Origin of the sequence: Dactylosporangium sp. NPDC006015 (genome assembly GCF_040614215.1) — a bacterium.
GTDB classification, from domain to species: Bacteria; Actinomycetota; Actinomycetes; order Mycobacteriales; family Micromonosporaceae; genus Dactylosporangium; species Dactylosporangium maewongense.
Genome location: NZ_JBEXUD010000003.1, coordinates 1 through 26,219 on the forward strand (window position 1 = coordinate 1; position 26,219 = coordinate 26,219).

General features: G+C 71.3%; 22 protein-coding genes and 2 pseudogenes. 12 read left to right on the forward strand and 12 right to left on the reverse strand.

The genetic code is table 11. From position 1 onward, the window contains the following. Positions 1–1,034 precede the first annotated feature (1,034 nt). The 3 genes from ABZ321_RS06220 to ABZ321_RS06230 are packed head-to-tail and all read right to left on the reverse strand — an operon-like array spanning position 1,035 to position 3,593. Positions 1,035–1,811 carry a maleylpyruvate isomerase family mycothiol-dependent enzyme gene (locus ABZ321_RS06220; RefSeq protein WP_354889728.1) on the reverse strand — a complete coding sequence of 259 codons (777 nt, stop codon included), beginning with the start codon at positions 1,809–1,811 and terminating at the stop codon, positions 1,035–1,037. Between the two features lie 34 nt (positions 1,812–1,845). Further along, positions 1,846–3,174 carry an MFS transporter gene (locus ABZ321_RS06225; RefSeq protein ID WP_354890202.1) on the reverse strand — a complete coding sequence of 443 codons (1,329 nt, stop codon included), beginning with the start codon at positions 3,172–3,174 and terminating at the stop codon, positions 1,846–1,848. Further along, positions 3,156–3,593, reverse strand: a complete 438-nt coding sequence (locus ABZ321_RS06230) for a MarR family transcriptional regulator (RefSeq protein ID WP_354889730.1) — start codon at positions 3,591–3,593, stop codon at positions 3,156–3,158. The genes ABZ321_RS06225 and ABZ321_RS06230 overlap by 19 nt, the downstream gene beginning before the upstream one ends. Before the next feature lie 108 nt (positions 3,594–3,701). On the opposite strand from ABZ321_RS06230, the gene ABZ321_RS06235 reads away from it, so the two are divergent. Together ABZ321_RS06235 and ABZ321_RS06240 are read left to right on the forward strand one after the other, a co-directional pair. Further along, positions 3,702–3,935: a DUF2530 domain-containing protein gene (locus ABZ321_RS06235; RefSeq protein WP_344501459.1), complete on the forward strand. Its 234-nt coding sequence runs from the start codon at positions 3,702–3,704 to the stop codon at positions 3,933–3,935. 10 nt (positions 3,936–3,945) lie between these two features. After that, on the forward strand, positions 3,946–4,338 hold the full coding sequence (locus ABZ321_RS06240; RefSeq protein ID WP_344501327.1) for a VOC family protein: 393 nt from the start codon (positions 3,946–3,948) through the stop codon (positions 4,336–4,338). Here the strand turns inward: ABZ321_RS06240 and ABZ321_RS06245 are convergent. Beyond that, on the reverse strand, positions 4,328–5,047 hold the full coding sequence (locus ABZ321_RS06245; protein ID WP_354889733.1) for a helix-turn-helix domain-containing protein: 720 nt from the start codon (positions 5,045–5,047) through the stop codon (positions 4,328–4,330). The genes ABZ321_RS06240 and ABZ321_RS06245 overlap by 11 nt on opposite strands. Beyond that, positions 5,034–5,885 carry a DUF3027 domain-containing protein gene (locus ABZ321_RS06250; protein ID WP_344501325.1) on the reverse strand — a complete coding sequence of 284 codons (852 nt, stop codon included), beginning with the start codon at positions 5,883–5,885 and terminating at the stop codon, positions 5,034–5,036. Before ABZ321_RS06250 ends, ABZ321_RS06245 begins: the two co-directional genes overlap by 14 nt. Positions 5,886–5,956: 71 nt before the next feature. On the opposite strand from ABZ321_RS06250, the pseudogene ABZ321_RS06255 reads away from it, so the two are divergent. The 3 genes and pseudogenes from ABZ321_RS06255 to ABZ321_RS06265 all read left to right on the forward strand — a co-directional run. Next, positions 5,957–7,228: pseudogene (locus ABZ321_RS06255) on the forward strand (MFS transporter); the annotation flags it as partial. A gap of 758 nt (positions 7,229–7,986) precedes the next feature. Then, positions 7,987–8,679, forward strand: a complete 693-nt coding sequence (locus tag ABZ321_RS06260; protein WP_344501324.1) for a futalosine hydrolase — start codon at positions 7,987–7,989, stop codon at positions 8,677–8,679. A gap of 702 nt (positions 8,680–9,381) precedes the next feature. Next, positions 9,382–10,200, forward strand: a complete 819-nt coding sequence (locus ABZ321_RS06265) for a 1,4-dihydroxy-6-naphthoate synthase (RefSeq protein WP_344501323.1) — start codon at positions 9,382–9,384, stop codon at positions 10,198–10,200. A 46-nt stretch (positions 10,201–10,246) separates the two neighbouring features. Here ABZ321_RS06265 and ABZ321_RS06270 read toward each other — a convergent pair whose 3' ends face one another. Both ABZ321_RS06270 and ABZ321_RS06275 read right to left on the reverse strand, forming a co-directional pair. Continuing rightward, positions 10,247–10,645 carry a cold-shock protein gene (locus tag ABZ321_RS06270; protein WP_344501322.1) on the reverse strand — a complete coding sequence of 133 codons (399 nt, stop codon included), beginning with the start codon at positions 10,643–10,645 and terminating at the stop codon, positions 10,247–10,249. 50 nt (positions 10,646–10,695) lie between these two features. Next, complete coding sequence (locus ABZ321_RS06275) at positions 10,696–11,295, reverse strand: haloacid dehalogenase-like hydrolase (RefSeq protein ID WP_344501321.1); 600 nt, start codon at positions 11,293–11,295, stop codon at positions 10,696–10,698. A gap of 174 nt (positions 11,296–11,469) precedes the next feature. Between ABZ321_RS06275 and ABZ321_RS06280 the strand changes: the two genes are divergently transcribed. After that, positions 11,470–13,101, forward strand: a complete 1,632-nt coding sequence (locus ABZ321_RS06280; protein WP_344501320.1) for a glycosyl hydrolase family 18 protein — start codon at positions 11,470–11,472, stop codon at positions 13,099–13,101. Positions 13,102–13,178: 77 nt separating this feature from the next. Beyond that, complete coding sequence (locus ABZ321_RS06285) at positions 13,179–15,548, forward strand: helicase-associated domain-containing protein (protein ID WP_344501319.1); 2,370 nt, start codon at positions 13,179–13,181, stop codon at positions 15,546–15,548. A 249-nt stretch (positions 15,549–15,797) separates the two neighbouring features. On the opposite strand, the gene ABZ321_RS06290 is transcribed toward ABZ321_RS06285, so the two are convergent. Together ABZ321_RS06290 and ABZ321_RS06295 are read right to left on the reverse strand one after the other, a co-directional pair. Beyond that, the gene (locus ABZ321_RS06290) at positions 15,798–16,049 is read right to left on the reverse strand and encodes a hypothetical protein (RefSeq protein WP_344501318.1); all 252 of its coding nucleotides are present in this window, start codon (positions 16,047–16,049) and stop codon (positions 15,798–15,800) included. 44 nt (positions 16,050–16,093) lie between these two features. Continuing rightward, a complete protein-coding gene (locus ABZ321_RS06295) occupies positions 16,094–16,288 on the reverse strand; it encodes a hypothetical protein (protein ID WP_344501317.1) in 195 nt (64 codons plus the stop codon). Between the two features lie 295 nt (positions 16,289–16,583). Here ABZ321_RS06295 and ABZ321_RS06300 point away from each other — a divergent pair, with 295 nt between their 5' ends. Then, entirely contained in the window at positions 16,584–18,227 is a 1,644-nt protein-coding gene (locus tag ABZ321_RS06300; RefSeq protein WP_344501316.1) for a DNA repair helicase XPB, read from the forward strand. A 606-nt stretch (positions 18,228–18,833) separates the two neighbouring features. Here ABZ321_RS06300 and ABZ321_RS06305 read toward each other — a convergent pair. Together ABZ321_RS06305 and ABZ321_RS06310 are read right to left on the reverse strand one after the other, a co-directional pair. Continuing rightward, the gene (locus ABZ321_RS06305) at positions 18,834–19,895 is read right to left on the reverse strand and encodes an aspartate-semialdehyde dehydrogenase (RefSeq protein WP_354889738.1); all 1,062 of its coding nucleotides are present in this window, start codon (positions 19,893–19,895) and stop codon (positions 18,834–18,836) included. An 11-nt stretch (positions 19,896–19,906) separates the two neighbouring features. Next, on the reverse strand, positions 19,907–21,172 hold the full coding sequence (locus tag ABZ321_RS06310; protein WP_344501314.1) for an aspartate kinase: 1,266 nt from the start codon (positions 21,170–21,172) through the stop codon (positions 19,907–19,909). Between the two features lie 120 nt (positions 21,173–21,292). Between ABZ321_RS06310 and ABZ321_RS06315 the strand changes: the two genes are divergently transcribed. The 4 genes and pseudogenes from ABZ321_RS06315 to ABZ321_RS06330 form a co-directional block, all read left to right on the forward strand. Then, complete coding sequence (locus tag ABZ321_RS06315) at positions 21,293–22,096, forward strand: hypothetical protein (protein ID WP_344501313.1); 804 nt, start codon at positions 21,293–21,295, stop codon at positions 22,094–22,096. A 158-nt stretch (positions 22,097–22,254) separates the two neighbouring features. Next, entirely contained in the window at positions 22,255–23,961 is a 1,707-nt protein-coding gene (gene leuA / locus ABZ321_RS06320) for a 2-isopropylmalate synthase (RefSeq protein ID WP_354889741.1), read from the forward strand. 315 nt (positions 23,962–24,276) lie between these two features. Continuing rightward, positions 24,277–24,978 carry an HNH endonuclease family protein gene (locus tag ABZ321_RS06325; RefSeq protein WP_354889743.1) on the forward strand — a complete coding sequence of 234 codons (702 nt, stop codon included), beginning with the start codon at positions 24,277–24,279 and terminating at the stop codon, positions 24,976–24,978. A 393-nt stretch (positions 24,979–25,371) separates the two neighbouring features. After that, positions 25,372–25,611, forward strand: a pseudogene (locus ABZ321_RS06330) (hypothetical protein); the annotation flags it as partial. A gap of 6 nt (positions 25,612–25,617) precedes the next feature. Here ABZ321_RS06330 and recR read toward each other — a convergent pair. Continuing rightward, positions 25,618–26,211: a recombination mediator RecR gene (gene recR, locus ABZ321_RS06335; RefSeq protein WP_344501310.1), complete on the reverse strand. Its 594-nt coding sequence runs from the start codon at positions 26,209–26,211 to the stop codon at positions 25,618–25,620. Between the last annotated feature and the right edge of the window lie 8 nt (positions 26,212–26,219).

Below are 26,219 nucleotides of genomic sequence, written 5' to 3' on the forward strand. Positions count from 1 at the left end.
ACTTTTTTCTACTCTTTTTCCCAAATTTTTTCCCTAACCGTCCGTTTTTGCTTCCGGGCCTCCACCTTTTGCGGGGGGTGCGGGGCGACGCCGAGGCCCCCCCCGCCCCGCCCCGCCGAGACCGTGCTGCCGTCCGGCCCTCGATCATCCCCACCCCCGTCAACCCTCACCCCGGCAGCCCGCCCCGCCACCGCGCTGACTCCTCCAGCGCCGCAGCGCCCGGAGGATGCCGGCAGGTCTGTGCCCGTGCCGCTGCCGGCTTTCTTGTGAGGCATCGCTGACCAGCGAATCCGGGCGCCGGGCTCGAACCCGTGGTCCTCGTGGTCCGGCTTGTCCGAAGTGGTCGCTCCGGGCGCTGCCGTGACCGCATCTCACCCGGACGCGATGCCGCACGACGGCGCCTTCGCTGCTCGATCGGCCGCCCCCGTCGGCCAGCCGATCTCGCCCCACCAGCAACCGCAACCTGCTGCCGCCCGCACGCTCCCTTCTGAATCAACCGTCCCGACTGCCACGCCCTGCCCCACGACACCAGCGCGCCGGGTAGTCCAGAACCCCCGCGGCCGGCCGTGGCACGGAAGCCCGCAGTCCGACCTCCGACGCCCGACCTCCGAGTCAGGTGGCCAGACCCCCGTGATCCGCCCCCACGATTCGACCCCACAGCCCGAACCCGCGCGACCCGAACCCGCGAGGCCTGCCGCCCCACAGGCCCGCCCCCACAGGCCCGCCCCCACAGGCCCGATCCCGCAGCCCGAACCCACGCGACCCGAACCCGTGAGGCCTGCCGCCCCCACAGGCCGATCCCGCAGCCCGAGCCTTTGAGGCCTTGCGCCCCCACGGCTCTCGCCCACCCGCCCCGGCCTTGCCTGCTCGCCCCGGCTTTGCCTGGCGACCGTCGCGCCCGTGCAGCAATCGCCGGCGCCGCGCTCGCCCAGCCGCGCACCGAGCCCCACCCGGGGACCGACCTGACAACCAACACGGCGGCCAGACTGGCGACCGGCCCGCCCGGACAGCGGCAGGCGGGCGTGACGGCGTGCCTACTGCGTCGAGGCCACCAGCAGCCCGCGCAGCTCGGCCAAGGCGGTGTCGTCGCCCTCGGACACGACCTCCGAGACGCCCGGGGACTCGCGGGACCAGAGCCAGCGCAGCACGCCCGGCGCCGTCCCGCTCACCGTGGCGTCCAAGAGCATCGTGGCGGACGCCGACGGGTCGGCGTCGGTGACGGTGGCGCCGGTCGAATCGGTGCGGAGCAGCCAGCCCGGCCCGCCGTTGACGCCGACGATCACCGTGCGGCCCTTGGCGTCGGCGAGCACCGACTCGAACTCCTCCCGCCACGCGTGCGACCCGTAGTCGACGAAGAGCTTCAGCACCTCGTCGATCCCGTCGATCGCCAGGTCGTCGGGGATCTCGGCGACCGGCACCCCGAGCGCCAGCTCGGCGTCGAGGCGGTGGATGACGGTCTCCTGCGCCATCCGCCGGACCCAGAAGCCGACGGTCTGGTCGGGCTCGTGCCAGGTGCGCGACGGCTCGTCGGAGGCACGGGCCGCGAACTCGGCGACGAGGTCGGCATAGCCCCGGTCGAGCAGCGCGATCGGCCCCTCGGCGTCGAGGCCGGCCGGTGGCCAGGGGTCGGGGAAGGCGTTGAGCCGCATGGACTCGGCCTTGTGCAGGTAGACCTCGGCCACGTGCCTGACCAGGTCGGCGACGGTCCAGCCGGGACAGCTCGGCACCGCCGCGGTCAGGTCCGACGCCGCCACCTCCCGAAGCCGCCCGTAGTCAGCGGCAAGACACTCCAGCAATCGCGATCGCTCCATGCCCGCGACCTAACCACATGGGTACGACAAAAAATCAGCGAACGGCCGGGACCCGCAGCTCAAAGGCGGGGGTGTCCTTGCGGGCCGGTTCGAAGACGTGCAGGTGCGGGCTCGGCCGCAGGTGCACCCGCACCTTCCCGCCGACCCTGCGCAACTGCATGGCGCCCATCACCAGCGTGGCGAGGACGGACACCAGCCCGCCGACCCAGATGCCGGAGCGCGGCCCGTACCGCTCGGAGCACCAGCCGATGACCAGCGCGCCCAACGGCGTGGTGCCGAGGAAGACCAGGACGTACAGCGCCATCACCCGCCCTCGGAACTCCGGGTCCGTCCCGAGCTGGACGCGCTGGTTGGCGGCCTGTGCGAAGTAGATCATGAAGAAGCCGGTCGGCAGGAGGAGCAGCACGGCCGTGACGAACGTGGGCGCGAACCCGACCAGCGTCTCGAACCCCCCGAAGAGCACCGCGGCGGCGAGCACCACGTAGGCCGAGGGGCGGGCGCGGCGGCGGGAGCTGGCCAGGGCACCGCCGAGCGCGCCGACGGCGAGCGCGGTGGTGAGCAAGCCGAAGTACGCCGCGTCGACCTTGAACTCGACCTTGGCGAGGACCGCGAGGGTGAGCTGGAAGTTGAAGCCGAACAGGCCCACGGCGAGCACCAGGAGGATGGCGAGGCTGAGGTCGGGGCGGCGCTTCACGTAGCGGAGTCCGTCGGCGGTACGGGCATCGCTGGCCGACACCGGCGGCCGGTCCACCCGGAACAGCTCGGCGGCGCGCATGCGGGAGAGCCCCACCAGCGGCGCGAGGCACAGCCCGGCCGTCAACAGGAAGATCGGGCCGGTGCGCTCGTGCAGCAGCCCGATGACCAGCCCCGCGACCGCCGGCCCGACGACCCGTGCGGCATTGAACGTGGCGGCGGACAGCGACAGCGCGTTGGGCAGCAGCTCTGGGCCGACGAGCTCGGAGACGAACGCCTGCCGCACCGGCGTCTCGATCGCGCTGATCACGCCGAAGAGGCCGGCCGTCACGAAGACCCACCAGAGGGTCACGACGCCGGTCACGACCAGGACGCCCAGCAGGGTCGCGACCAGGGCCGATCCGGCATTGGCGAAGAGGAGCAGCCGGCGCTTGTCGAACCGGTCGGCGAGCTGCCCTCCGTACAGTGTGAGCAGCAGAACGGGAGTGAACTGCAGCGCGGTGACGACACCCAGCGCAGTCGGGGAGTTGTGCGAGAGCTGCAGGACGAGCCAGTCCTGCGCGACGAACATCATCCATGTGCCGAGGAGCTTGACCAACTGTCCGGTGCTGAACAACCGGTAGTTGCGGACCCTCAGCGAACTGAAGACGCTCATTCGCTTCGACCTAATCGGCCGAGGATCTCGGCCGCCTTCGCGAGCGTCTCGCGCTCGTCCGGGGAGAGCGAGGCGAGCCGCCTGGCCAGCCACTCGTCGCGGGCGCGGCGGTGTTCGACGACGACCGCCCGGCCGGACTCGGTCGCGGCGAGGATGACCTGCCTGCCGTCGGTCGGGTGCGGGGTCCGCTGGACGAGGCCGCGTTCCTCCAGCTTCGCGACGATCTTGGTGAGCGTCGGCGGCTGCACGCGCTCCGCGTCGGCCAGCTCGCGGGGTGTCAGCGCGCCGTTGAGTTCGAGGCTGGTCAATGCGGACAGCTGGGTGATCGTCAGGTCGCCGATCGGCCGGGCCTGCCGCAGCCTGCGGTTGAGCCGGGTGATGCTGTCCCGCAACGCCGCCGCCAGCTGCGCGCCAGTGATCTTCGGAGTTCGCACCATCACAATCGTTAGCTTACCTAATAAGCTTGGCTAACGACCTGTGTTCGCGATCACGGGAGTACCGTGTCGGGCGTGACCAGCCAGCCGAAGCCGCTCGACCCGCCGATGGTGCCGTTCGCCCTCGCCGGGATCGGCTTGTGGATCCTCGCGGTGCTCGTGATGCTGCCGTTCCGCGACGAGCTGGCCGACGCCGGGCACGGCGACTGGTTCGGCATCGCGGTGGCCGGAGTGCTGTGGGGCATTCCGGGCGGGCTGACCATGGTCGTCCACGACCGGAACCGCAAGCGCCGGCGGGCGGCGTCCGATTCGTTCAAGACCGGGGAGACCGGCGGCGCCTAGCCTCTGGGGTATGGCACCCACACTGAACTACATCGGCATCGTCGTGACGGACATGGCCAGGTCACTGGCCTTCTACCGGCAGCTCGGGCTGGACATCCCGGCCGATCAGGACGCCGCCCCGCACGCCGAGTGCAGCCTGGGCGGCGGCATGAGGATCGCGTGGGACACGGAGGAGACGATCCGCTCGTTCGACCCCGAATGGACGCCGCCGGTCGGCACCGGCCGGTCCGCCATCGGCTTCGAGTGCGACACGCCCGCCGAGGTCGACAAGGTCTACGACTCGTTGATCTCCGCAGGGTACGGCGGGCACAAGGCACCCTGGGACGCCTTCTGGGGCCAGCGGTACGCGATCCTGCACGACCCCGACGGCAACCCCGTCGACCTCTACAGCGCTATCCGATGACCTCCCGCAGCGGCGCGCCGGCCAGCGCTTTCACCTCCCGCGAGAGGTGCGCCTGGTCGGCGTAGCCGCTGGCGGCGGCCACCAGGCCGAACGGCATGCCGCCGCGGGCCAGGTCCAGCGCCGCGTTGACGCGGAGGATCCGGGCGAGGGTCTTCAGCCCGTACCCGAAAAGGCCCAGGCCACAGCGGTGCAGCTGGCGCTCGCTGAGGCCCACGTCCGCGGCGATCGCCGCGACCGGCCGCCGCGCCCTGAGCCGCTCGACCACCGCTGGCACCCACAGCTCGTCCGGTTTGTCGTTCCTTTCGGATGCCGCCCCTTGGAACGCGTCCTCGAGCGCGCGAGCCGGGTCGGCGGCCTCGTCGAGCAGCTCGGTGAGGCGCCTGACGCGCGCGGAGGGCCACAGCGCCGCCAAGGGCACCCGCTGGTCGCGCAGCTCGTCCGCGGGGACTCCGAGCAGGCCCGGAGCGGTCCCCGGATCGAAGCGGATCCCCGTGTACGAGAGGCCGGCCGGGCTCCTCCCGAGCTTGGCGACCGTGTCGGGGCCCGCCACCAGCAGCTCGCCGCCCCGCTGATGGATGACGTCCATGCAGCCGTCGGGCAGGATGCGGAACTCGCCGTCCTCGTTGCCCGGGTCCGGGCTCAGCCGCCAGACCGTCGCGGCCAGCACCCGCGACGGTCGCTCCTGATAGCCGGACTCAGCCGTGCCCATAGGGCTCGGCGGGCTCGGACTCGTCGACCGAGCCGTGCGCCCGGCTGACCGACACCGACTCGACCTCGCTGTCGTCGAACACCGTTGGCAGCTCGTCGACCGCCTGGACCTGCTCGATCAGCACCTCGGAGTGCGCGCCGCAGCCGTGGTCGACGGAGACGACCTGGGCGTCGTCGGGCGCGTACTCGTTGCCGCACACGCCGAACGCCTGCCGCATCGAGCCGGCGAGCTGCATGTAGAAGCCGCACGACCCGCACCGGGCGGAGCTCGGCGCGGCCACGGAGATGGGCGCGTTGGGGCCCCGGTCGCCGTCATACCACCGCTGCGCGGCGTCCAGCCGCCCCTCGCGCGACAGCACGCGGACCCGGCCGAGACCGAGCTCCCAGTTGACGTCCTCGACCGCCGGGTCGTCGGACTGCACATAGCCGGGCGCCAGTCGTACATCGTCCGGCGGCGTCGGCAGCAGGTCGCCGACACCCAGGTCGCCGGGCTGGAGCCGCTCCTGCCAGGGCACCCACTCGGGGGCGCGCAGCGCCTCGGGGCCGGGCAGCAGCGTCGACTCGCAGATCGTCACCTGCTTGCTGCGCGGGATCCTGGTGACGCTCACCGCCCAGCGCCAGCCCCGGTATCCGGGCAGGCCACAGGCGAAGAAATGTGTGACGAGCCGCTCACCTTCGGAGACGACGCCGAGATGCTCGCCGATGTGCTCGGGATCGACGACGTCCAGCCCGAGGCGGGCGATCTCCACGGCGTCCGCGCAGACCTGGTCGGGCTTCCCCGCGCGGCCGCTGGAACGGGTCTGGGAAGTCGAGGCTGTCACCCCACCATTGTTCCTCATCGCCACGCCCGGCGAGCACGGTGGCCCCGGCGTGGCCGGAAACTGTCGCACCCATGGTTCAGGATGGGGGCATGTCGGTGATTCGAGGTGTGGCGCAGACCGTGGTGACGACCGCGCGGGCAGCACGGGTCGCCACCGTCGGCGGCGCCAAGGCCAGCCGCTTCGTGGGGCGCAACCTGCTGCGCGTCCGCCAGAAGGGCGCCGGCGGCGAGACCGGCATGCTCCGCCTGCTCGATTTGCACGCGGCCTCCTGCGCCGGCGACACCCTCGTCGCGCTCGGGCTCGCCGGCACCATCTTCTTCTCCGTCCCGGCGGGCCAGGCCCGCGACCGGGTCGCGCTGTATCTGATCGTGACGATGCTGCCGTTCGCGCTGCTGGCGCCGATCGTCGGGCCGGTGCTCGACCGGTTCCGGCACGGCCGCCGCTATGCGCTCGCCGTCACGATGCTCGGGCGGGCCTTCCTCGCGGTCCTGATCTCCGAGCACCTCACCGGCTGGGCGCTCTATCCGGCCGCGTTCGGCATGCTCGTGCTGTCCCGGGCCTATGGCGTGGCCCGCAGCGCCGCGGTCCCCCGCGTGCTGCCCAAGGGGCTCGGCCTGTCCGAGGCCGGCGCCCGTGCCTCCGTCTACGGCACGTTCGCGGGCGCTCTGGTGCTGCCCGTCGGCCTGATCGCGGCCCAGTTCGGCCCGCAGTGGCCGCTGCGACTGTCGATCATCGTGTTCTTCTACGGGATGGTCACGTCCCTGCGGCTGCCGCCGCGCGCCGACTCCGACCCGCCCGAGCAGGTCCCGCGTGTCCTGCAGCGGCCGAGCCACCGCGGCGCGAAGGTGCTCGCCGGCCGGGTCGTCATCGGCGCCCTGATCGGCAGCGCGACCCTGCGCGCGCTCTACGGGTTCCTGACGCTGTTCCTGGCGTTCGCGATCAAGGAGCGTTCGCTGCCGGTCGGGCTCGGCCCGTGGCAGCTGTCCGAGAAGGTGGCGGTCGTGGTCGTGGCCGGCGCACTCGGCGTGGGCTCCTTCCTGGCCACCGCCGTGGGCACCCGGCTGCGCATCCATCGGCCCGCCCTGCTGCAGGCGGTCGGCATCGGCCTGACGGCGTTCGTGGCGCTGATCGCCGCCGACCGCGGCTCGCTCGGCGCGGTCGCGCTGTTGTGCCTGGTCACAGCCATCGCCAGCGGCCTGGCCAAGCTCGCCGTCGACGCCTCGATCCAGGAGCGCGCCGACGAGCAGGTGAGGGCCAGCGCCTTCGCCCATTCCGAGACGCTGCTCATGGTCGCCTGGGTCCTCGGCGGCGCCGTCGGGCTCATCCCGTTCACCGGCGGCTGGGGCATGATCGTGGCCGCCGTGTTCATCACGCTCGGCGCGGTCAAGGCCGTCTGGTCGGCGATCGCCCTGCGCAAGGAGCGCCTCCGCGGCGCCCCGCTCGACCACGACGAGCAGCCCACTGACCCTGTCGCCGCCGGCAGCTCGGCCAGCGGGCCTGGTGCGCCCGGCGGCGGTTCCGCCGGCTCGGGTGGCTGGTCGGGTGGGCCGGGCGGTTCCGGCGGCGGTTCCGGCAGCGGGTCCGGAAGCGGCGGCGGGTCCGGCCAGCGGGGCGGGTCCGATGCCACCACCGTGCCCCGTCCTGCCGGCTCGGCGTCGGGCGGCGGGACGGGCGCTGCGACAAGCGGCACCGGCGGTTCCCGGGCAGGCGCTGGTGCTGGGGCTGGTGCTGGGGCGACCCGGCGGATGCCGTTCCAGTCCCGCACGAGCGACGAGACCCAGACCGTCGATCAGAGTGCCGGGGGCGATGGCTCCCGCCGCCGGTTCGGGTGGCGCCGCCGCTCCGCCGACCCCGCGAACACACCGGCTGGCACCGGCCCAGCCGCCGGCTCGAGCTCTGGTTCTGGCGCAGGTGCGGGCTCGGGTGGCGGCTCCGGCTCGCCGGCACGGGGTGACTCGCCTGCGGGTGGCCCGGCCGGGCCGCGCCGGCCCACCGACGCGACCCGGCGTATGCCCGCCGTCGACGTGGACGACGAGACGGCGCCGCTGGCACCTCCTGGATACTCGCTGTACCGCCCGTCTGGCATCGACTCGACCAGGTCCCTGGAGGATGACGACCGATGAGACCGTTCCTGGGACATGACCGCGCGCTGATCGTCACCGCTGTCGAGGTCGAGCGGGCCAAGGTGCTCGCCGGCCTCGGCATCACCGACCCGCAGCCCGACGACCTCGAGTCCGGCGCCCCGATCGTCGTCGTCGCCGCCGGGGTCGGCCCCGCCGCCGCGGCGGCCGTGACGGCCCAGTTCGCGACGACCGCCGTTCACGACGGCCGGCCCTTCGGCGTGATCCTCTCCACCGGCATCGCCGGCGGCTTCGCCGGGCGCGTCGAGATCGGCGGCCTCGTCGTCGCCACCGAGAGCATCGGCGCCGACCTGGGCGCCGCCGGCGCCGACGGCTTCGAGAGCGTCGACGACCTCGGCTTCGGCACCAGCCGCTACGACGCCGACCCGGCCCTGCTCCGCACCCTGCGCCAGGCCCTCCCCGAGGCGGTCGGCGGCCCCGTCCTCACCGTCTCCACGGTCACCGGCACGGCCGAAACCAAGGAGGCCATCCAGAAGCGGCACCCCGACGCCGTCGCCGAGGCGATGGAGGGCTTCGGCGTCGCCGCCGCCGCCCGCCTCTGGCCAGGCACCGCCTTCGGCGAGATCCGCACCATCTCCAACGCCGTCGGCCCTCGCGACCGAGCCGCCTGGCGCATCCCCCAAGCCCTCGAAACCCTCCGCGAAGCCTTCGCCACCCTCGCCGGCCGCTGACCCCACACCCGAGACCGCGTCGCTCCGCGCCACCGACCGGCCGAACCCAATCACGCCCCCACCACCGACCCACCCAGGCCAGATCACGCCACCTCCGCACCACCGACCCGGCCGCGGCCGATCAAGCCGCCTCGCACCACCACCGACTGGCCGGACCGGATCACGCCGCCTGCACCGGCCGCAAGTCCTCGGGCCTGAGTCGACGGCGGCCGGCCTCCGCCGCCACCGCACAGCCAGAGCCCTTGCCGCCAGGGCCTGACGCGACGACAGCCAGCCGTCGTCGCCACCAGCGCAGCCGGGCATCGCCTCCCGCACAGCCAGACCCTCCGCCACCAGCACAAGACCGACCCCGCAACTGCCGGAGAGATCGCCCATGCCTTGACGGCCCACACCCCTGCTGCCTGGATCCGCCATCTTCAGATCACTGCGCGTCACCCGTGACCGTGGCCAGCCTCGGCGGGCGCCGGGTGACGTCGCCCACTCGGCACCCCAGGTGATCGAGGACGCCGAGCCGTGTCGGCCCCAGCGCGGCGCCGCCTGGCACGCCATTGACTGGGTGGTCGGCGAGCAGCGCGGCTCTGGCGGTGATCCTCGCCCCGGGCACAGGGCGGGATTCACGGGTGTCGACTGCGTAGTAAGGGTCACACTGGGCGTTTCGCGACTCGTCGTGCGGTGGCGGCGAACGGCGTTAGATTCGGGGTTGTGACGCTCTCGCTCGCATTCTCGCCGTGCCCCAACGACACGTTCGTCTTCCATGCGCTCGCGCATGGGCTGGTGCCGGGGGCGCCCGCGTTCGACGTGACGTTCGCCGATGTCGACGTCACCAACACCGCTGCCGAGCGGGGTGCGTTCGACCTGGTCAAGGTCAGCTATGCGGCGCTGCCGTGGCTGCTCGACAAGTACACGCTGCTGCCGTGCGGCGGGGCGCTCGGCCGGGGGTGCGGTCCGCTGGTGCTGGTGAAGGACCAGGCGATCACCAGCCTGGAGGGCAGGACGGTGGCGGTGCCGGGTGACCGCACCACCGCGTATCTGCTGATGCGCCTGTGGTCGGCCGGGGCGCCGCCGAAGAGCGTGGAGATCGTGCCGTTCGCGGAGATCATGCCGGCGGTGGCCAAGGGGCAGTTCGACGCGGGGCTGGTGATCCACGAGGCGCGGTTCACGTTCCAGCGGCACGGCCTGCACGCGCTCGCCGACCTCGGCGAGTGGTGGGAGGGTGACACGGGGCTGCCGATCCCGCTCGGGGCGATCATCGCGCACCGCGACCGCGTCGACCCGGAGCAGGCGACCGCGTGGATCAAGGAGTCGGTCCGGCAGGCGTGGGCCGACCCGTCCCGCAGCCGTGACTACGTGCTGGCGCACGCCCAGGAGATGGAGCAGCCGGTCGTCGACCAGCACATCAACCTGTACGTCAACGAGTTCACCTCGTCGCTCGGCCCGGACGGCCACGCAGCGGTCGACGCCCTGCTGACCAGGGCCGCCGCCGAGGGGCTGGTCCCAGCCACACCCCTCGTCGGCGCCTGAACAAAGCACTGAGCAAGCAACAGCAACCCAGACGAGCAACAGAAACCTAGACTTCCAGCTCCCGCGCCACGAGGTGGACCGCCTCGGCGACGGTCTTCGCGATCTTGCGGTCGGGGTAGCGCCCCCGCCGCAGGTCAGGCTGGATCTTCGCCTCGAGGACCTTGATCATGTCCTCGATCAGGCCGTGCAACTCGTCCGGCTGGCGGCGGCTGGCGACAGCGCGGGCCTCGGTCACGGAGGGCGGCGCATCGACGAACTTGACGTGCATCGCCTGAGCGCCCTTGCGGCTGTCAACCACCCCGAACTCGACCCGCTGGCCGGTCTTCAACTCACCCGCACCAGTCGGCAGCGCCGCCTTGTGCACGAAGACGTCGCCGCCATCGTCGCTGGTGAGGAACCCGAAACCCTTCTCCTGGTCGTACCACTTCACTCGACCCGTCGGCACGCTGTCCTGCTCCCCAGTGATTGACCCGTCCCACCCACAACACCTCAAGGCTAGTCACCGCTTGGCGGACGGCCAACCGAGATCACGCCCTTGAGAAACGAGGGGAACGCGTGCAGGTCGGCGGCCACGGCCGTCGCGCCCGCGGCCTGCAGCTCCGCGGCCGAGCAGGGTCCGGTGGTGACACCCAGGACGGGCACGCCGGCCAGGACTCCGGCCTGCATGTCGGCGACGTGATCCCCGACGTACGCCGTCGCGCCCACCGCCTTCAGTACCGTCGACTTCTCCGCGGCGAAGACGTCGCCATGCACCTCGTCGACCGGAATGTCCAGATGCGCGAGATGCAGTGAAGCGAGCCTGCCGAGCTTCGACGTGATCACCACGATCCGGCCTCCGGCCGCGCGCACCGCCGCAAGGGCGGCCAGGGCACCGGGCAGCACCAACGCCGGAGCGATCGCGTGATGCTCGTACAAACTCCGATAAATAACGACAGCCTCCTCGACCGACTCAGGAGGGAACCACTCGGATAGTTCCGTCCTGAGCGGTGGTCCGAGACGGGACACCGCCAGATCGGCGTCGACATGGACGCCAGTACGCGCTGTGAGGGCGCGATACGCAGCCGCGATTCCTGGCCGAGTGTCGAGGAGCGTCATGTCAAGGTCAAAGCCAATGACAACCGGTTGTTGAGACACCCTTAAGGATGCCCAGGTCACGATAGGTAAGCCATCGAAATACCCACCGGTCACCAGTTGACGAGGTGAGACTTCGGCCACTAACGTCTCCAATACTTTTAGGAAAGTTTCCTAAAGGATCATCCAGGAGACGCGATGAAACGATCCGTCCGCAACGGCCTCATCGTCGCCGCCGCGCTGGCAGTGGCCGGGGCCGTCGTCCCAATCGTCACCACTACCGCCAACGCCGCCGGCAACCTCAGCGCAACGTTCACGGTCGACCAGGACTGGGGCAGCGGCTGGGGCGCCACGTACAAGATCACCAACGGCACCTCAAGCGCCATCAACGGATGGACTCTCGAGTTCGACCTGCCCACGGGCGGTCAGATCACCAGCTTCTGGGACGCCGACGTCGTGCGCACCGGCCAGCACTACGTGGCGAAGAACAAGTCGTGGGCCTCGTCGCTCGCCGCCGGCGCCAGCTTCAGCTGGGGCATGAACGGCAGCGGCGCGAAGCCGCCGACCAACTGCAAGATCAACGGTGTGACCTGTAGCGGTGGCACCCCCACCACCAACCCGCCGACCACGACGCCGCCGACCTCCAAGCCGCCGACGTCGAACCCGCCCACCTCGAACCCCCCGACCTCCAACCCGCCGACCACGAACCCCCCGAGCGGCCAGAAGGTCGTCGGCTACTTCGCGGAGTGGGGCGTCTACGGCCGCAACTACCACGTGAAGAACATCGACACGAGCGGCTCGGCGGCGAAGCTGACGCACATCCTCTACGCGTTCGGCAACACCACCGGCGGCCAGTGCTCCATCGGTGACAGCTACGCCGACTACGACAAGGCGTACACGGCGGCCGACTCGGTCGACGGCGTCGCGGACACCTGGGACCAGCCGCTGCGCGGCAGCTTCAACCAGCTCAAGAAGCTCAAGGCGAAGTACCCGCACCTGAAGGTGATCTGGTCCTTCGGTGGTTGGACCTGGTCGGCCGGCTTCACCCAGGCCGCCGCCAACCCGACCGCGTTCGCGAACTCCTGCTACAACCTGGTCAACGACCCGCGCTGGGCCGGTGTCTTCGACGGCATCGACATCGACTGGGAGTACCCGAACGCCTGTGGCCTGCAGTGCGACGCGAGCGGCCCGGCTGCGTTCAAGAACGTGATCTCGGCGCTGCGCGCCAAGTTCGGCACCAGCAAGCTGGTCACCGCGGCCATCACGGCTGACGGCAGCAACGGCGGCAAGATCGACGCGGCGGACTACGCCGGTGCGGTCGGCAACCTCGACTGGTTCATGCCGATGACCTACGACTACTTCGGTGCGTTCGCCGCGCAGGGCCCGACCGCCCCGCACTCGCCGCTGAGCTGCTACTCGGGCATCCCGCAGGCCGGCTTCTGCTCCGAGGCCGCGATCGCCAAGCTCAAGGCGAAGGGCGTCCCGTCCAACAAGCTGCTGCTCGGCATCGGCTTCTACGGCCGTGGCTGGACCGGCGTCACCCAGACCGCGCCCGGCGGCACGGCGACCGGCGGCGCACCCGGCACGTACGAGACGGGCATCGAGGACTACAAGGTCCTCAAGAACACCTGCCCGGCCACCGGCACCGTCGGCGGCACCGCGTACGCCAAGTGCGGCAGCAACTGGTGGAGCTACGACACCCCGGCCACCATCGCCGGCAAGATGAGCTACGCCAAGCAGCAGGGCCTCGGCGGCTCCTTCTTCTGGGAGCTCTCGGGCGACACCACCAACGGTGAACTGATCACCGCGGTGAGCAACGGTCTGAAGTAACAACCCCCTTCGAAAGAGGGCGGGGCCGTCGGCCCCGCCCTCTTTTGTCATACGGGGCGGTTAGCGTATGAGGTGAGATGACTACCTCGCTCGCAGACCACTTCCGCGCCCTGCCCGACGACGGGCTGATGGCGCTCATCCGGTTGCGCCCGGACCTGGTCATCCCCCCGCCGTCGGACTTCTCGGCGCTGGCGCACCGCGCCCAGTCCCGGGTGGCGGTGGCCCGGGCGCTCGACGGGCTCGACACGTTCACCCTCGAGATCCTCGACGCACTGCGGTACACACGCATCGGCCACACCACGTCCACCGAGACGGTCCTGGCGCTCACCGCGGCGTCCGGCGTCGAGGCGGCGAGGGTGCGGGGCGCGATCGACCTGCTCCTGCAGCACGGCATCGTCTTCGGGCACGACAGCGCGCTGCGCATCGTCGGCGCCGTCGACGAGGTCTGTTCGCCTTATCCGGCGGGGCTCGGCCGGCCCGCCGCCGAGCTCGACCCGCTCGCCGGCGCCCTGGTCGCCGACGCCGCGAGGCTGCGCCGCACGCTGCTCGCCGCGCCACCCGCCGCCCGCGCGGTGCTCGACCGGCTCGCCGCCGGCCCGCCCGTCGGCACCGTCACCCCAGCCAGCCTGCGCTCCGACCCCGACTCCCCCGTCCGCTGGCTGGTCGAGCAGCACCTGCTGGTCGCCGTCAGCCGCGACGCCGTCGAGCTGCCCGTCGAGGTGTCGCTCGTGCTGCGCCGCGACGGCGGCCCGCTCGGCCAGCTGCATCCCGACCCGCCACAGGTCGACACGCCGACCCGCGACGCCGCCCAGCTCGACCGCGCCGGCGCGGGCCAGGTCCTGGAGCTGGTGCGCAATCTCGAGACGCTGATCGAGGCGGTCAACGCCGACCCGCCGTCGGTGCTGCGGTCCGGCGGCATGGGCGTGCGCGAGCTGCGCCGCTTCGCCAAGCTCGTCGGCGTCGACGAGCAGGCCACCGCCCTCATGATCGAGATCGCCGCCGCCGCCGGGCTTCTCGGCGAGGAGATCATCGACAACAAGCGGGTCGAGAGCGTCTTCCTGCCGACCGTCGCCTATGACGTGTGGCGGGCGTGCGGAATCGCCGCCCGCTGGCACCGCGTCGCCGTCACCTGGCTGACGATGACCCGCGCCCCGTCGCTGATCGGCCAGCGGGACGACCGCGACCGCCCGTTCAACGCGCTGGCGCCCGAGCTGTCCCGCCCCGGTGCACCCGCCCAGCGCCGCGCCGCGCTGCAGGTCCTGGCCGAGCTGCCGCCCGGCGCCACCATCGCCCCGTCCGACGTGGTCGACCTGCTGTCGTGGCGCACCCCGCGCCGGGTCTCCCGCGGCGCCGCCGCGGTGGTGGAGGCCAATCTCGCCGAGGCCGCCCTCCTCGGCCTGATCGGCTATGACGGCCTCACCGGCTATGGCCGGCTCCTCCTCGACGAGGTCACGTCGGGCAGCGTCGACACCGACGACCCGCTCGGCCTCAACGCCCCTGACGGCACCGCCCTCACCGGCTCCGCCGCCCTGCTCGACACGCTCCTGCCCGCCCCGGTCGACCACGTCCTGCTGCAGGCCGACCTGTCCGTCATCGTCCCCGGCCCACCCGAGCCGACCCTCGCCGGCGAGCTGGAGCTCCTCGGCGTGCAGGAGTCCGCCAGCGTCTTCCGCATCACCGCCGACTCGGTCCGCCGCAGCCTCGACGCCGGTTACAGCGCCGCCGACCTGCACGCCCTCCTCGCCCGTCGGTCCCGCACCCCCGTCCCGCAGACGCTCACCTACCTCATCGACGACATGGCCCGCCGCCATGGCGGCATGCGCATCGGCTCCGCCAACTCCTATGTCCGCAGCGACGACGAGTCCCTGATCGCCGAGGTTCTCGCCGACCGCCGCCTCCAGCCGCTGACGCTGCGCCGCCTCGCACCGACCGTCCTCGCCAGCCGCCACACCCCCGCGAGACTGCTGGAGGCCCTCCGCGACGCCGGCTACCCGCCCGTCCAGGAAGACTCGACCGGCGCCGCCGTCCTCACCCGCCCGAAGGCCCGCCGCGGCCCACCCCGCCCCAGCTGGGCACACCGCGGCATCGAGGACCCGGCCGCCGCGGCCCGCCTCTCCAGCCCCCGCCTCGCCGGCGTCATCGAGCAGATCCGCAAGGGCGACGCCGCCGCCAGGGTCGCCCGCCGCGCCCCCGTGACCGTCCGCGCCAACGGCTCCAGCACGTCGTCCCACACCGAGGCGCTGGAGATCCTCCAGCAGGCGCTGCGCGACAAGACCCGCGTCTGGGTCGGCTATGTCGACTCCCACGGCGCCACCGCGTCCCGCCTGGTCAGGCCCGTCTCCATGGGCGGCGGCTACCTGCGCGCCGAGGACGAGCGGACCGAGATGCTGCACACGTTCGCCCTCCACCGAATCACCGCCGCCGCACCCGAAGAGGGCCCCGCATAGCTGGTCTTTCATGGCCGCCGGCCGGGCGCCTCCGCGACCCACCCGGCCAAGGCCACGACGCGACCTTGCGGTCGCGACAAACACCCGGTCGGCCGCTGCCATGACCCGCCCACCAGCCCCGCGACGCCAACATTCCCGGTCGGTGAGGTCGTCGCCCGGCGCGGCGTGGTGCGCGTGTGAGTACGGCACCTACCGGCGGTGCGGCCTGTCATGGCGGATAGCGATCAGCTCGCCGGTGGGTGTGGGGTGTCAGCCGCGGCCGGTGGGGTCCGATGCGCGGGCGGCGCCGATGATGGAGACGATCAGCAGGATCGCGGCCAGGCTGCCGACCGTCTCGCCGATCGCGTCGGTGAGCGGGCTGCCGAGCACGAGCCACGAGACGAGGAACCACGTCAGGCCCAGCGCGCTGACCGCGCCGACGCCGAGCAACGCCGACAAGGAGAAGCCGGACCGGGCGGCATCGTCGACGGACGATGCTTGCGTGCCCTCCAGGTCGGTCACCTTCCACAGCGTACCGACTCATCGCCCACTGTCACGGTCCGACATCAGCCGCGACGGATGGAGCCGATCACCGAGACGACGAGCAGGAGGACGAGGATCGCGCCGAGTGACTCGCTGACAGCGGTCGCCACGTCGGTGTGCGCCACCTGGGAGGACAGCAGGAACCAGCCGACGGCCACCGCCGCTGCGGCGAACCCGCCGAACGTCAGGGCAGCCTTGTCACCCAACCGCCGGCCCACACCGACCAGTCTAGGAGGTGGAGCGGACGCCGCGCCCACCCCCGATCAATGATCGGAAGGCAGCGGTCGCCAGCCCCCGCGACCACACCGCCATCTTCCGATCCGAACGCGGACGTCCGGCTCCACCACCGACTTGCGGGCACTGCAGTGACAAGACAAGCGATGGAGGCGAATCTGATCGCATCCATCGCGTGGCCGTCACAAGCACAGACGCGATTCGACCCCCGGATGGTTGCAGCATTTCCAATCCTCCCACATATCGGGAACTGTCAGAGGTGCATGCGACACTGGTGCCGTGCCCGAAGGTCCACTGATCGTCCAGTCCGACAAGACCCTGCTGCTTGAGGTCGACCACCCCGACGCGCTCGCGTGCCGGATGGCGATCGCGCCGTTCGCCGAGCTGGAGCGCTCGCCGGAGCACGTGCACACCTATCGCCTGACGCCGCTCGGCCTGTGGAATGCGCGTGCCGCCGGGCACGACGCCGAGGGGGTCGTCGACGCGCTGCTGCGGTTCTCCCGCTATCCGGTGCCGCACGCGCTGCTCGTCGACATCGCCGAGACGATGGACCGCTATGGCCGGCTCCAGCTGCTCAACGACCCCGTGCACGGCCTCGTCCTGCACGGGCTGGACCGGGCGGTGCTGATCGAGGTCGCGAAGAGCAAGAAGCTCGCCGGCATGCTCGGCGCCAACATCGACGCCGACACGCTCATCGTGCACGCGTCCGAGCGTGGGCGGCTCAAGCAGGCGCTGCTGAAGCTGGGCTGGCCGGCGGAAGACCTCGCGGGCTATGTCGACGGCGAGGCCCACCAGATCGACCTCGCCGAGGACGGCTGGGTCCTGCGTTCCTACCAGCGCGAGGCGGTCGACTCGTTCTGGGCCGGCGGCTCCGGCGTCGTCGTCCTTCCCTGCGGCGCCGGCAAGACGCTCGTCGGTGCGGCCGCGATGGCAGAGGCCAAGGCCACCACCCTGATCCTGGTCACCAACACGGTCGCCGGCCGGCAGTGGAAGCGCGAGCTGATCGCCCGCACCAGCCTGACGGAGGAGGAGATCGGCGAATACTCCGGCGAGCGCAAGGAGATCCGCCCGGTCACGATCGCCACGTATCAGGTGCTGACCACCCGCCGGGGCGGCGTGTTCCCGCACCTGGACCTTTTCGGCGCCCGCGACTGGGGCCTCATCGTCTATGACGAGGTCCACCTGCTGCCCGCCCCGATCTTCCGGTTCACCGCCGACCTGCAGGCCAGGCGCCGCCTCGGCCTGACCGCGACCCTGGTCCGCGAGGACGGCCGGGAGGGCGACGTGTTCTCGCTGATCGGCCCGAAGCGTTATGACGCACCGTGGAAGGACATCGAGGCGCAGGGCTGGATCGCCCCGGCCGAGTGTGTCGAGGTCCGCGTCACGCTGACCGACGCCGAGCGGATGGCCTATGCGGTCGCCGAGCCCGAGGAGCGCTACCGGGTCGCCGCCACCGCCCGCACCAAGCTGCCTGTGGTCCGCGCCCTCGTCGACCGCCACAAGGACGAGCAGATCCTGGTCATCGGCGGCTACATCGACCAGCTGCACCAGCTGGGCGAGTTCCTGGACGCACCGATCGTGCAGGGTTCGACCACCAACAAGGAGCGCGAGCGCCTCTTCGACGCGTTCCGCACCGGCGAGCTCAAGACCCTGGTCATCTCCCGCGTCGGCAACTTCTCGATCGACCTGCCCGAAGCCGCCGTGGCGATCCAGGTCTCGGGCAGCTTCGGCTCCCGCCAGGAAGAAGCCCAACGCCTCGGCCGGGTCCTGCGCCCCAAGGCCGACAAGCGTCAGGCCCACTTCTACACGGTCGTCGCCCGCGACACGATCGACACCGAGTATGCCGCCCACCGGCAGCGTTTCCTGGCCGAGCAGGGCTACGCGTACACCATCACCGACGCCGACGACGTCTTAGCCCCGTAGACCGCAGCCGCTACCGCCCGGAGTCCGACCACTCGCAACTCCGGGCGGTAGACCACACGACCCAAGCTCCGCACCGAATCCGACTCCACCCCACCGCCCTCGCGGCGGCCTGGCCCATGGGGTTGATCTGGGGGGCTGGTCTGCGGGGGCTGGTCTGCGGCGGCCCGGCTCGAACTGGCCTGGCTGGTCGGACCGGGTCGGGCGGCGGTTGCAGGCTGCACCGCTGAACCAGGTCCGCGCCGGCCTGCGTCGGGCACTCGAACTGAAGGCGATGCGCTCGAGCTGGCACGCCCAACCGGCTCGGCGCCGACGGCTAGGGCCTTGACAGCCGACTCGATCCCGGACCAGGCCGGTCTGGCCCGACCAGGTCGAACCGGCCGAACCAGGTCGGACCAGCCATCAGAGCCACACGGAGTCATGAGGAGCACCCACCCAGCCACTGCGGAGGGCGACCACCTGATGCGGCGCGCATGCGCCGCTTGGCCTGCCTCGCGCCTCAGCGCGGGCAGTGCGTCGCGAAGCGGCGCATGGGGGTGCGGGTGAGAATCCCCGCCGGGCCCCGCCGCGGCAGCGGTGGGGGAATTACAGCATTACAGCTTTACAGCATTACAGCGCCTGGAGCTCTTTGGAGAGGAGCTCGGCGATCTGGGCAGTGTTGAGGGCGGCGCCCTTGCGGAGGTTGTCGCCGGTGACGAAGAGGTCCAGGGCGCGCGGGTCGTCGATCGAGCGGCGGATGCGGCCGACCCAGGACGGGTCGGTGCCCACGGCGTCGATCGGCATGGGGAACTCGCCGGCGGCGGGGTCGTCCACGAGGATCACGCCGGGGGCGTGGCGGAGGACCTCGCGGGCGCCTTCGGCGTCCACCTCGACGCCGAAGACGGCGTGGATGGCGACGGAGTGGCCGGTGACGACGGGGACGCGGACGCAGGTGGCGGAGACTTTCAGGTCGGGCAGGCCGAGGATCTTGCGGGACTCGTTGCGCATCTTGAGCTCTTCGGACGACCAGCCGGCGTCGCGGAGGGAGCCGGTCCACGGGACGACGTTGAGCGCGAGCGGGGCCGGGAAGGGGCCCAGGTCGTCGCCGACGGCCTGGCGGACGTTGCCGGAGCGGGAGCCTAGGCTGCGGTCGCCGCTGACGCGTTCGAGCTGGCTGAGCAGGGTGTCGACGCCGTCCTTGCCGGCGCCGGAGACCGCCTGGTAGGACGCCAGGACCAGCTCCTTGAGCCCGTATTCGCGGTGCAGGGGGGCGAGCGCCACGATCATCGCGAGGGTGGTGCAGTTGGCGTTGGCGATGATGCCCTTGGGGCGGTTGCGGGACTGTTCGGGGTTGATCTCCGGTACGACCAGCGGGACGTCCGGATCCATGCGGAACGCACCGGAGTTGTCGACCGCGATCGCGCCGTAGGAGACCGCGACCGGGGCCCACTCGGCGGAGACCTCGTCGGGGACGTCGAACATCGCCACGTCGACGCCGGCGAAGACGTCGCCGGACAGCTCCTGGACGACGACCTCCTCGCCCCGCACGACCAGGGTGCGGCCGGCGGAGCGTTTGGAGGCGACGAGGCGGATCTCCCCCCACATGTTCTTGCGGGAGGAGAGCAGCTCACACATGACGGTGCCGACGGCGCCGGTCGCACCGACGACGGCCAGCGTTGGTAGCGCGCCCATAAAGAGCGAACCTACCGTCCGGTCCCCGCATAAACCACGGCTTCCTCGGACCCGCCCAGCTCGAAGGCGTCGTGAATGGCACGGACGGCCACGTCGAGGTCGGTGTCGCGGCAGACGACGGACACCCGGATCTCCGAGGTGGAGATCATCTCGATGTTGACGCCGGCCTCGGCGAGGGCGGCGAAGAGCTTGGCGGCGACGCCCGGGTTGGAGCGCATGCCGGCGCCGATGAGGGAGACCTTGCCGACGTGGTCGTCGAACAGGATCTCGCGGAAGTCGACGGTCGCCTTGACGCGCTCGAGCGCGGCCTTGGCGGTGGCGCCGTCGGTCTTCGGCAGCGTGAAGGAGATGTCGGTGCGGCCGGTGCCCTCGGTCGACACGTTCTGCACGATCATGTCGATGTTGGTCTCCGCGGCGGCGACCGTCTGGAAGATCCGCGCGGCGACACCGGGCTGGTCGGGCACGCCGACGATGGTGATCTTCGCTTCGCTGCGGTCGTGCGCGACGCCGGTGATGAGTGCTTGCTCCACAGAAAGGTCCTCTATCGATCCGGTGACCATGGTGCCGTTGGCGGTCGAGTATGACGAGCGGACGTGGATCGGCAGGTTGAACCGCCGCGCGTATTCGACGCTGCGCAGGTGCAGCACCTTCGCGCCGCAGGCGGCCAGCTCGAGCATCTCCTCGTACGTGATCTGCTTGATGTGTCTTGCGTTCTTCGCCACCCGCGGGTCGGCGGTGAAGATCCCGTCGACGTCGGTGTAGATCTCGCACACGTCCGAGCGCAGCGCCGCGGCGAGCGCGACGGCGGTGGTGTCCGAGCCGCCCCGACCGAGCGTGGTGATGTCCTTGGTGTCCTGCGACACACCCTGGAACCCGGCGACGATGGCGATCGCACCCTCGTCGAGCGCGCCGCGGAGGCGACCCGGCGTCACGTCGATGATGCGGGCCCGGCCGTGCGTCGACGTGGTGATCACGCCCGCCTGGCTGCCGGTGTACGACCTTGCCTCGTATCCGAGGTTGTTGATGGCCATCGCGAGCAGCGCCATGGAGATCCGCTCACCGGCGGTGAGCAGCATGTCCAGCTCCCGCCCGGCGGGGACCGGGCTGACCTGCGACGCGAGGTCGAGCAGCTCGTCGGTCGTGTCGCCCATGGCCGAGACGACCACGACGACCTCGTTGCCGGCTTTCCGCGTGTCGACGATCCGCTCGGCGACGCGCTTGATGCGCTCGGCGTTGGCGACGGACGACCCGCCATACTTCTGCACGATCAGCGCCACGCCGTCGAGCTCCTTTCCACCCGTACGGGCGATGTTGACGCAGCCGAGCGTACCGGCGCCGGGTATCCCCCGGGAGTGGCGTTCCCACGATCCGGCCGCACGACAGGCGAGAATACGCACGTGCGCGCACGTAGAGGCCGGGTATCCGCGATCACTGTGACCACCGGCACGGCGCTCGCCGCGGTCACCGGGCTGCTGCTGACCGCCTGCGGCGGCGGCGCGCCGGTCGATGCGCCGTCGGATCCGGCGACCGGGGTGCCCGCGCAGCCGGACCCCCGCGGCATGCTCGCCGCCCGGGTCGCGGTCGCCAAGGACCAGCGGTACGTCGCCGCGTACACCCTCGTCGTGCAGGGCAAGGCGCCCCGGTCGGTGCTGGTCACGGTCGCCAAGGACCGCACCTGGCGGGTCGACATCCAGGGTGGCGCGCTCGGCGGGACGGCGGACGTCGCGATCGCCAACCGGCCCGAGGGCGTCTACCAGTGCGCGATCAACCCCCCGACCGGCTGCGTGAGGGTCGGCGCCACCAACAAGAAGCTGCCCGTCTCGATCGACCCGAGGCTGCAGTACGTCTTCATCGCCTGGCTGGACGTGCTCCTGGACCGGCAGGTCCCGCTCGCGGTGTCGCCGGCCGAGCCGCTGGCCGGCACGTCGGCGCCGTGCTTCGCCGTCGAGCCGGGCGTCACCGCCGTACAGCCGCCGATCGACGCCGGGGTGTTCTGTTACAACGACAAGGGCATCCTCGCGGCCGCCAGGATCCCGCTCGGCCAGCTCATGCTGACCGGGGAGCCCGCGCCGGCCCCCGACACGATCACCCTGCCCGGACCGGTCGTCACGGTCCCTCCGCTGGGCACGTCGGCGCCGCCCCCGCCGAAGCCGTCGTCTTCGTCACCATCGGCCGCACCGTCGATCTCGCGCTCCCGTTGAGTGATACGCTGGCGCTCGACATGTGGCAGACGGTTCTCCTTCTTCGTCGCCGCGACGAGGCCCGACAGGCCGGCACCTCGTCGCGGGGTTGAGTCGCGTCTGCGCTCCTGCCGGTCGACCCTTCTTGGTCCCGACCACCTTTCCAGGAGCATTGAGCCATGTCCGAGATCGCCAATCAGACCAGCAGCCGGATGCCCGTCGAGCGCTACCGGCCGTTCAGTGAACAGTTCCCGGTCCCGCTGACCGATCGTCAGTGGCCCTCCCGTGAGGTCACCGTGGCGCCCCGCTGGTGCGCGGTCGACCTGCGCGACGGCAACCAGGCGCTGATCGACCCGATGTCCGTGGAGCGCAAGCGCCGCATGTTCGCGCTGCTGGTCCGCATGGGCTACAAGGAGATCGAGGTAGGTTTCCCGGCGGCGTCGCAGACCGACTTCGACTTCGTGCGGACGCTGATCGAGCAGGACCTGATCCCCGAGGACGTCACGATCCAGGTCCTGACCCAGTGCCGCGACACGCTGATCGAGCGGACGTTCGAGTCGCTGCGCGGCGCGAAGCGGGCGATCGTGCACTTCTACAACTCGACCTCGACGCTGCAGCGGCGGGTCGTGTTCGGCCTGGACAAGGCCGGGATCACCGACATCGCGACGAGCGCGGCGCGGCTGTGCCAGAAGTACGCCGAGGCGATCACGCCCGACACTGAGATCTACTACGAGTACTCGCCGGAGTCGTACACCGGGACCGAGCTGGACTACGCGTTGGAGGTCTGCAGCGCCGTCATCGACGTGCTGCAGCCGACCCCCGACCGGCCGCTGATCGTCAACCTGCCGGCGACGGTGGAGATGGCGACCCCCAACGTCTACGCGGACTCCATCGAGTGGATGTCGCGCAACCTGCCGCGGCGCGAGTCGGTCGTGCTGTCGCTGCACCCGCACAACGACCGCGGCACCGCCGTCGCCGCCGCCGAGCTGGGCCTGCTGGCCGGCGCCGACCGGGTCGAGGGCTGCCTCTTCGGCAACGGTGAGCGCACCGGCAACGTCGACCTGGTCACCCTGGGGCTGAACCTGTTCTCCCAGGGCATCGACCCGCAGATCGACTTCTCGAACATCGACGAGATCAAGCGGACCGTCGAGTACTGCAACCAGCTGCCCGTGCACGAGCGCCACCCGTACGCCGGCGACCTGGTCTACACGGCCTTCTCCGGCTCCCACCAGGACGCGATCAAGAAGGGCTTCGACGCGCTGCACCGCGACGCCGCGGCCGCGGGCGTCGAGGTCGACCGCTTCACGTGGGGCGTGCCCTACCTGCCCATCGACCCCAAGGACGTCGGCCGCTCCTACGAGGCGGTCATCCGAGTCAACTCGCAGTCCGGCAAGGGCGGCGTCGCCTACGTCATGAAGACCGAGCACCACCTGGACCTGCCGCGCCGGCTGCAGATCGAGTTCTCCGGCGTCGTGCAGCGGCACACCGACGACGAGGGCGGCGAGGTCAGCCCGCAGGCGATGTGGGACTTCTTCTCCGGTGAGTACTTCTCCGACAAGAGGTTCGCGCTGCAGGGATACGAGGCGGCGACGGTCGACGGCAAGGTCACCCTCACCGCCGACGTCTCGGTCGACGGCGCCGTCCGGTCGGTCACGGCCACGGGTAACGGCCCGATCGACGCGTTCGTGCACGCGCTGGGCGACTTCGGCGTCGACGTGCGGGTCCTGGACTACGCCGAGCACGCCCTCACCGCGGGTGAGAGCGCACAGGCCGCGGCGTACGTCGAGTGCTCCGTCGACGGGCAGACCTTCTGGGGTGTCGGGATCGACGCCAACATCGTGACCGCATCGTTGCGAGCCGTGCTGAGCGCCGCGAACCGCGGCTGATCCACCGCCGCATCCCGGAGTTCCTCCGGGGATCGTTCGGGTTGCTCTGGGCTGCTCAGGCTGCTCGGGTTGCTCAGAGTTGCTCAGGGTGAAAGGCCGGCCCCCGCAATGGGCCGGCCTTTCCGTCTATGTGGGTCCTGCCCAGGTCCTCGTCGTCATGCCACTGATCCTGCGGGACCCGGTGTCCCGGGCGACAGGGACACCGGTCCCGTTCTGTGGTCCCGCCCGTTTCATGGGGATATGCGACTGTTCGTGTCGGGAATCGCACCGTGGCGCTGCGAGCGCGGCGTGCGCCGATGCCGCACAGTGGTGGGCGTGCGCCCCTCCAACGGCAAAGCCGTCCTCCTCGCCCTCGCGCTAGCAACGGTGCTCACCGGCGCCGCCAGCTGCGAGGTCTCCTCCACGCCGGGCGCGGCAGCGCCCAGCTCGACGTCAACGACCGGCAGCGGTGGCACCGCTGGTGCGACGAAGCCACCGGCCGGCAACCCGGCCAACGCCACGGCCGCGCTCGATCAGCTCACCGTCGCGGCCGCGGGGTCGATGGCCGGGTACAGCCGCGAGAAGTTCACCCACTGGATCGGCCAGGGTGACGGCTGCGACACCCGCGACGTCGTGCTCAAGCGCGACGGCAAGGGCGTCAAGGCCGACGCCGAGTGCAAGATCACGGCGGGGACCTGGTACAGCCCGTACGACGACAAGACTCTCACCGACGCGAAGGCCCTCGACATCGACCACATGGTGCCGCTGGCCGCCGGCTGGCGCTCGGGTGCCAGCAAGTGGACCGATGAGCAGCGCAAGCAGTTCGCCAACGACCTGACGCGCCCGCAGCTGTTCGCCGTCAGTCTCCAGTCGAACCGCTCCAAGGGTGACCAGGACCCGTCGACGTGGAAGCCGCCGAACAAGGGCTACTGGTGCACATATGCGCAAGACTGGGTAACGGTGAAGAGCTTCTACAAGCTGACCGTCACCGCCGCCGAGAAGTCGGCGCTGACGGAGATGCTCGCGACCTGCAAGTAGGGTTCTTTTTCCGGGTTTTCGCGCGACTGAAGGGCGGCCGAGATGGCAGACGCAGCACCGGTGCCGGGAGCGGCACCGGGCACTCCGCAGGCACCGGCCGCCCCCGCCGCGACCCCGGCGGCGCCGGCCGGCACTCCGACGCCGGCCGCGGCTCCCGCGACGGCGGCTTCGGCACCCGCTTCGACTCCGGCCCCAACCCCGACGGCGGCTCCGGCTCCGGCAGGCGCCGCTCCGGCCGCGGCCCCTCCCGCCGACGCCACTGCGGCCGGGGCCACCCCGGCCGCTCCGGCTGACGCCGCTGCTGGAGCCGCTCCCGCTGGGGCCGCTCCGGCTGGCGCTGACCCGGCCGCCGCACCCGCTGCGGCTCAGGCGGGTGGCGGGGCAGCGCCGCTGACGACCGACATCATGGCGGGCCCCGGCGGGGTCATGACCGACGAGGTCGGCGTGGTCACCGGCGAGCTGACCCTGCGCTCCGAGGTCGACGCCACCGGCGCCGCGCTCGTCCGTGTCCAGTACAAGGACGCCGAGGAGTGGTACGTGGTGACCGGCACCAAGACCCACCTCGCCGACCCCGCCGACCTCGCCGCCGTGCACGCCGTGGCCGTCGGCATCCTGAACCGCCCGGAAGGCTAGCCCGGGCTAGACCGCCCGCCGTCCCTCGAACGCGCGGCCGAGCGTGATCTCGTCCGCGTACTCGAGGTCGCCGCCGACCGGCAGGCCGCTGGCGAGCCGGGTCACGGTGAGACCCATCGGCTTCACCAGCAGCGCCAGGTAGGTCGCGGTGGCCTCACCCTCGGTGTTCGGGTCGGTCGCCAGGATCAGCTCCTTGCAGGTGCCGTCCGCGAGCCGCATCATCAGCTCGCGGACCTTCAGGTTGTCCGGCCCCACGCCCTCGAGCGGGTTGATCGCCCCGCCGAGCACGTGATACCTGCCCCTGAACTCGCCGGTGCGCTCGATCGCCACGACGTCCTTCGGCTCTTCCACGACGCAGAACACCTCGTCGCTGCGGCGCGGGTCGCGGCAGATCCGGCACAGGTCCGACTCCGCGACGTTGAAGCAGCGCGTGCAGAAGCGCACGAGCTCCTTCACCCGCGTCAGCGCCTGGGCGAGCCGCTTCACGTCCGACGGGTCGGACGACAGCACGTGAAACGCGATCCGCTGCGCGCTCTTCGGACCGACGCCGGGCAGCCTGCCCAGCTCGTCGATCAGGTCCTGGATGGCACCTTCGTACATCTGCGGCG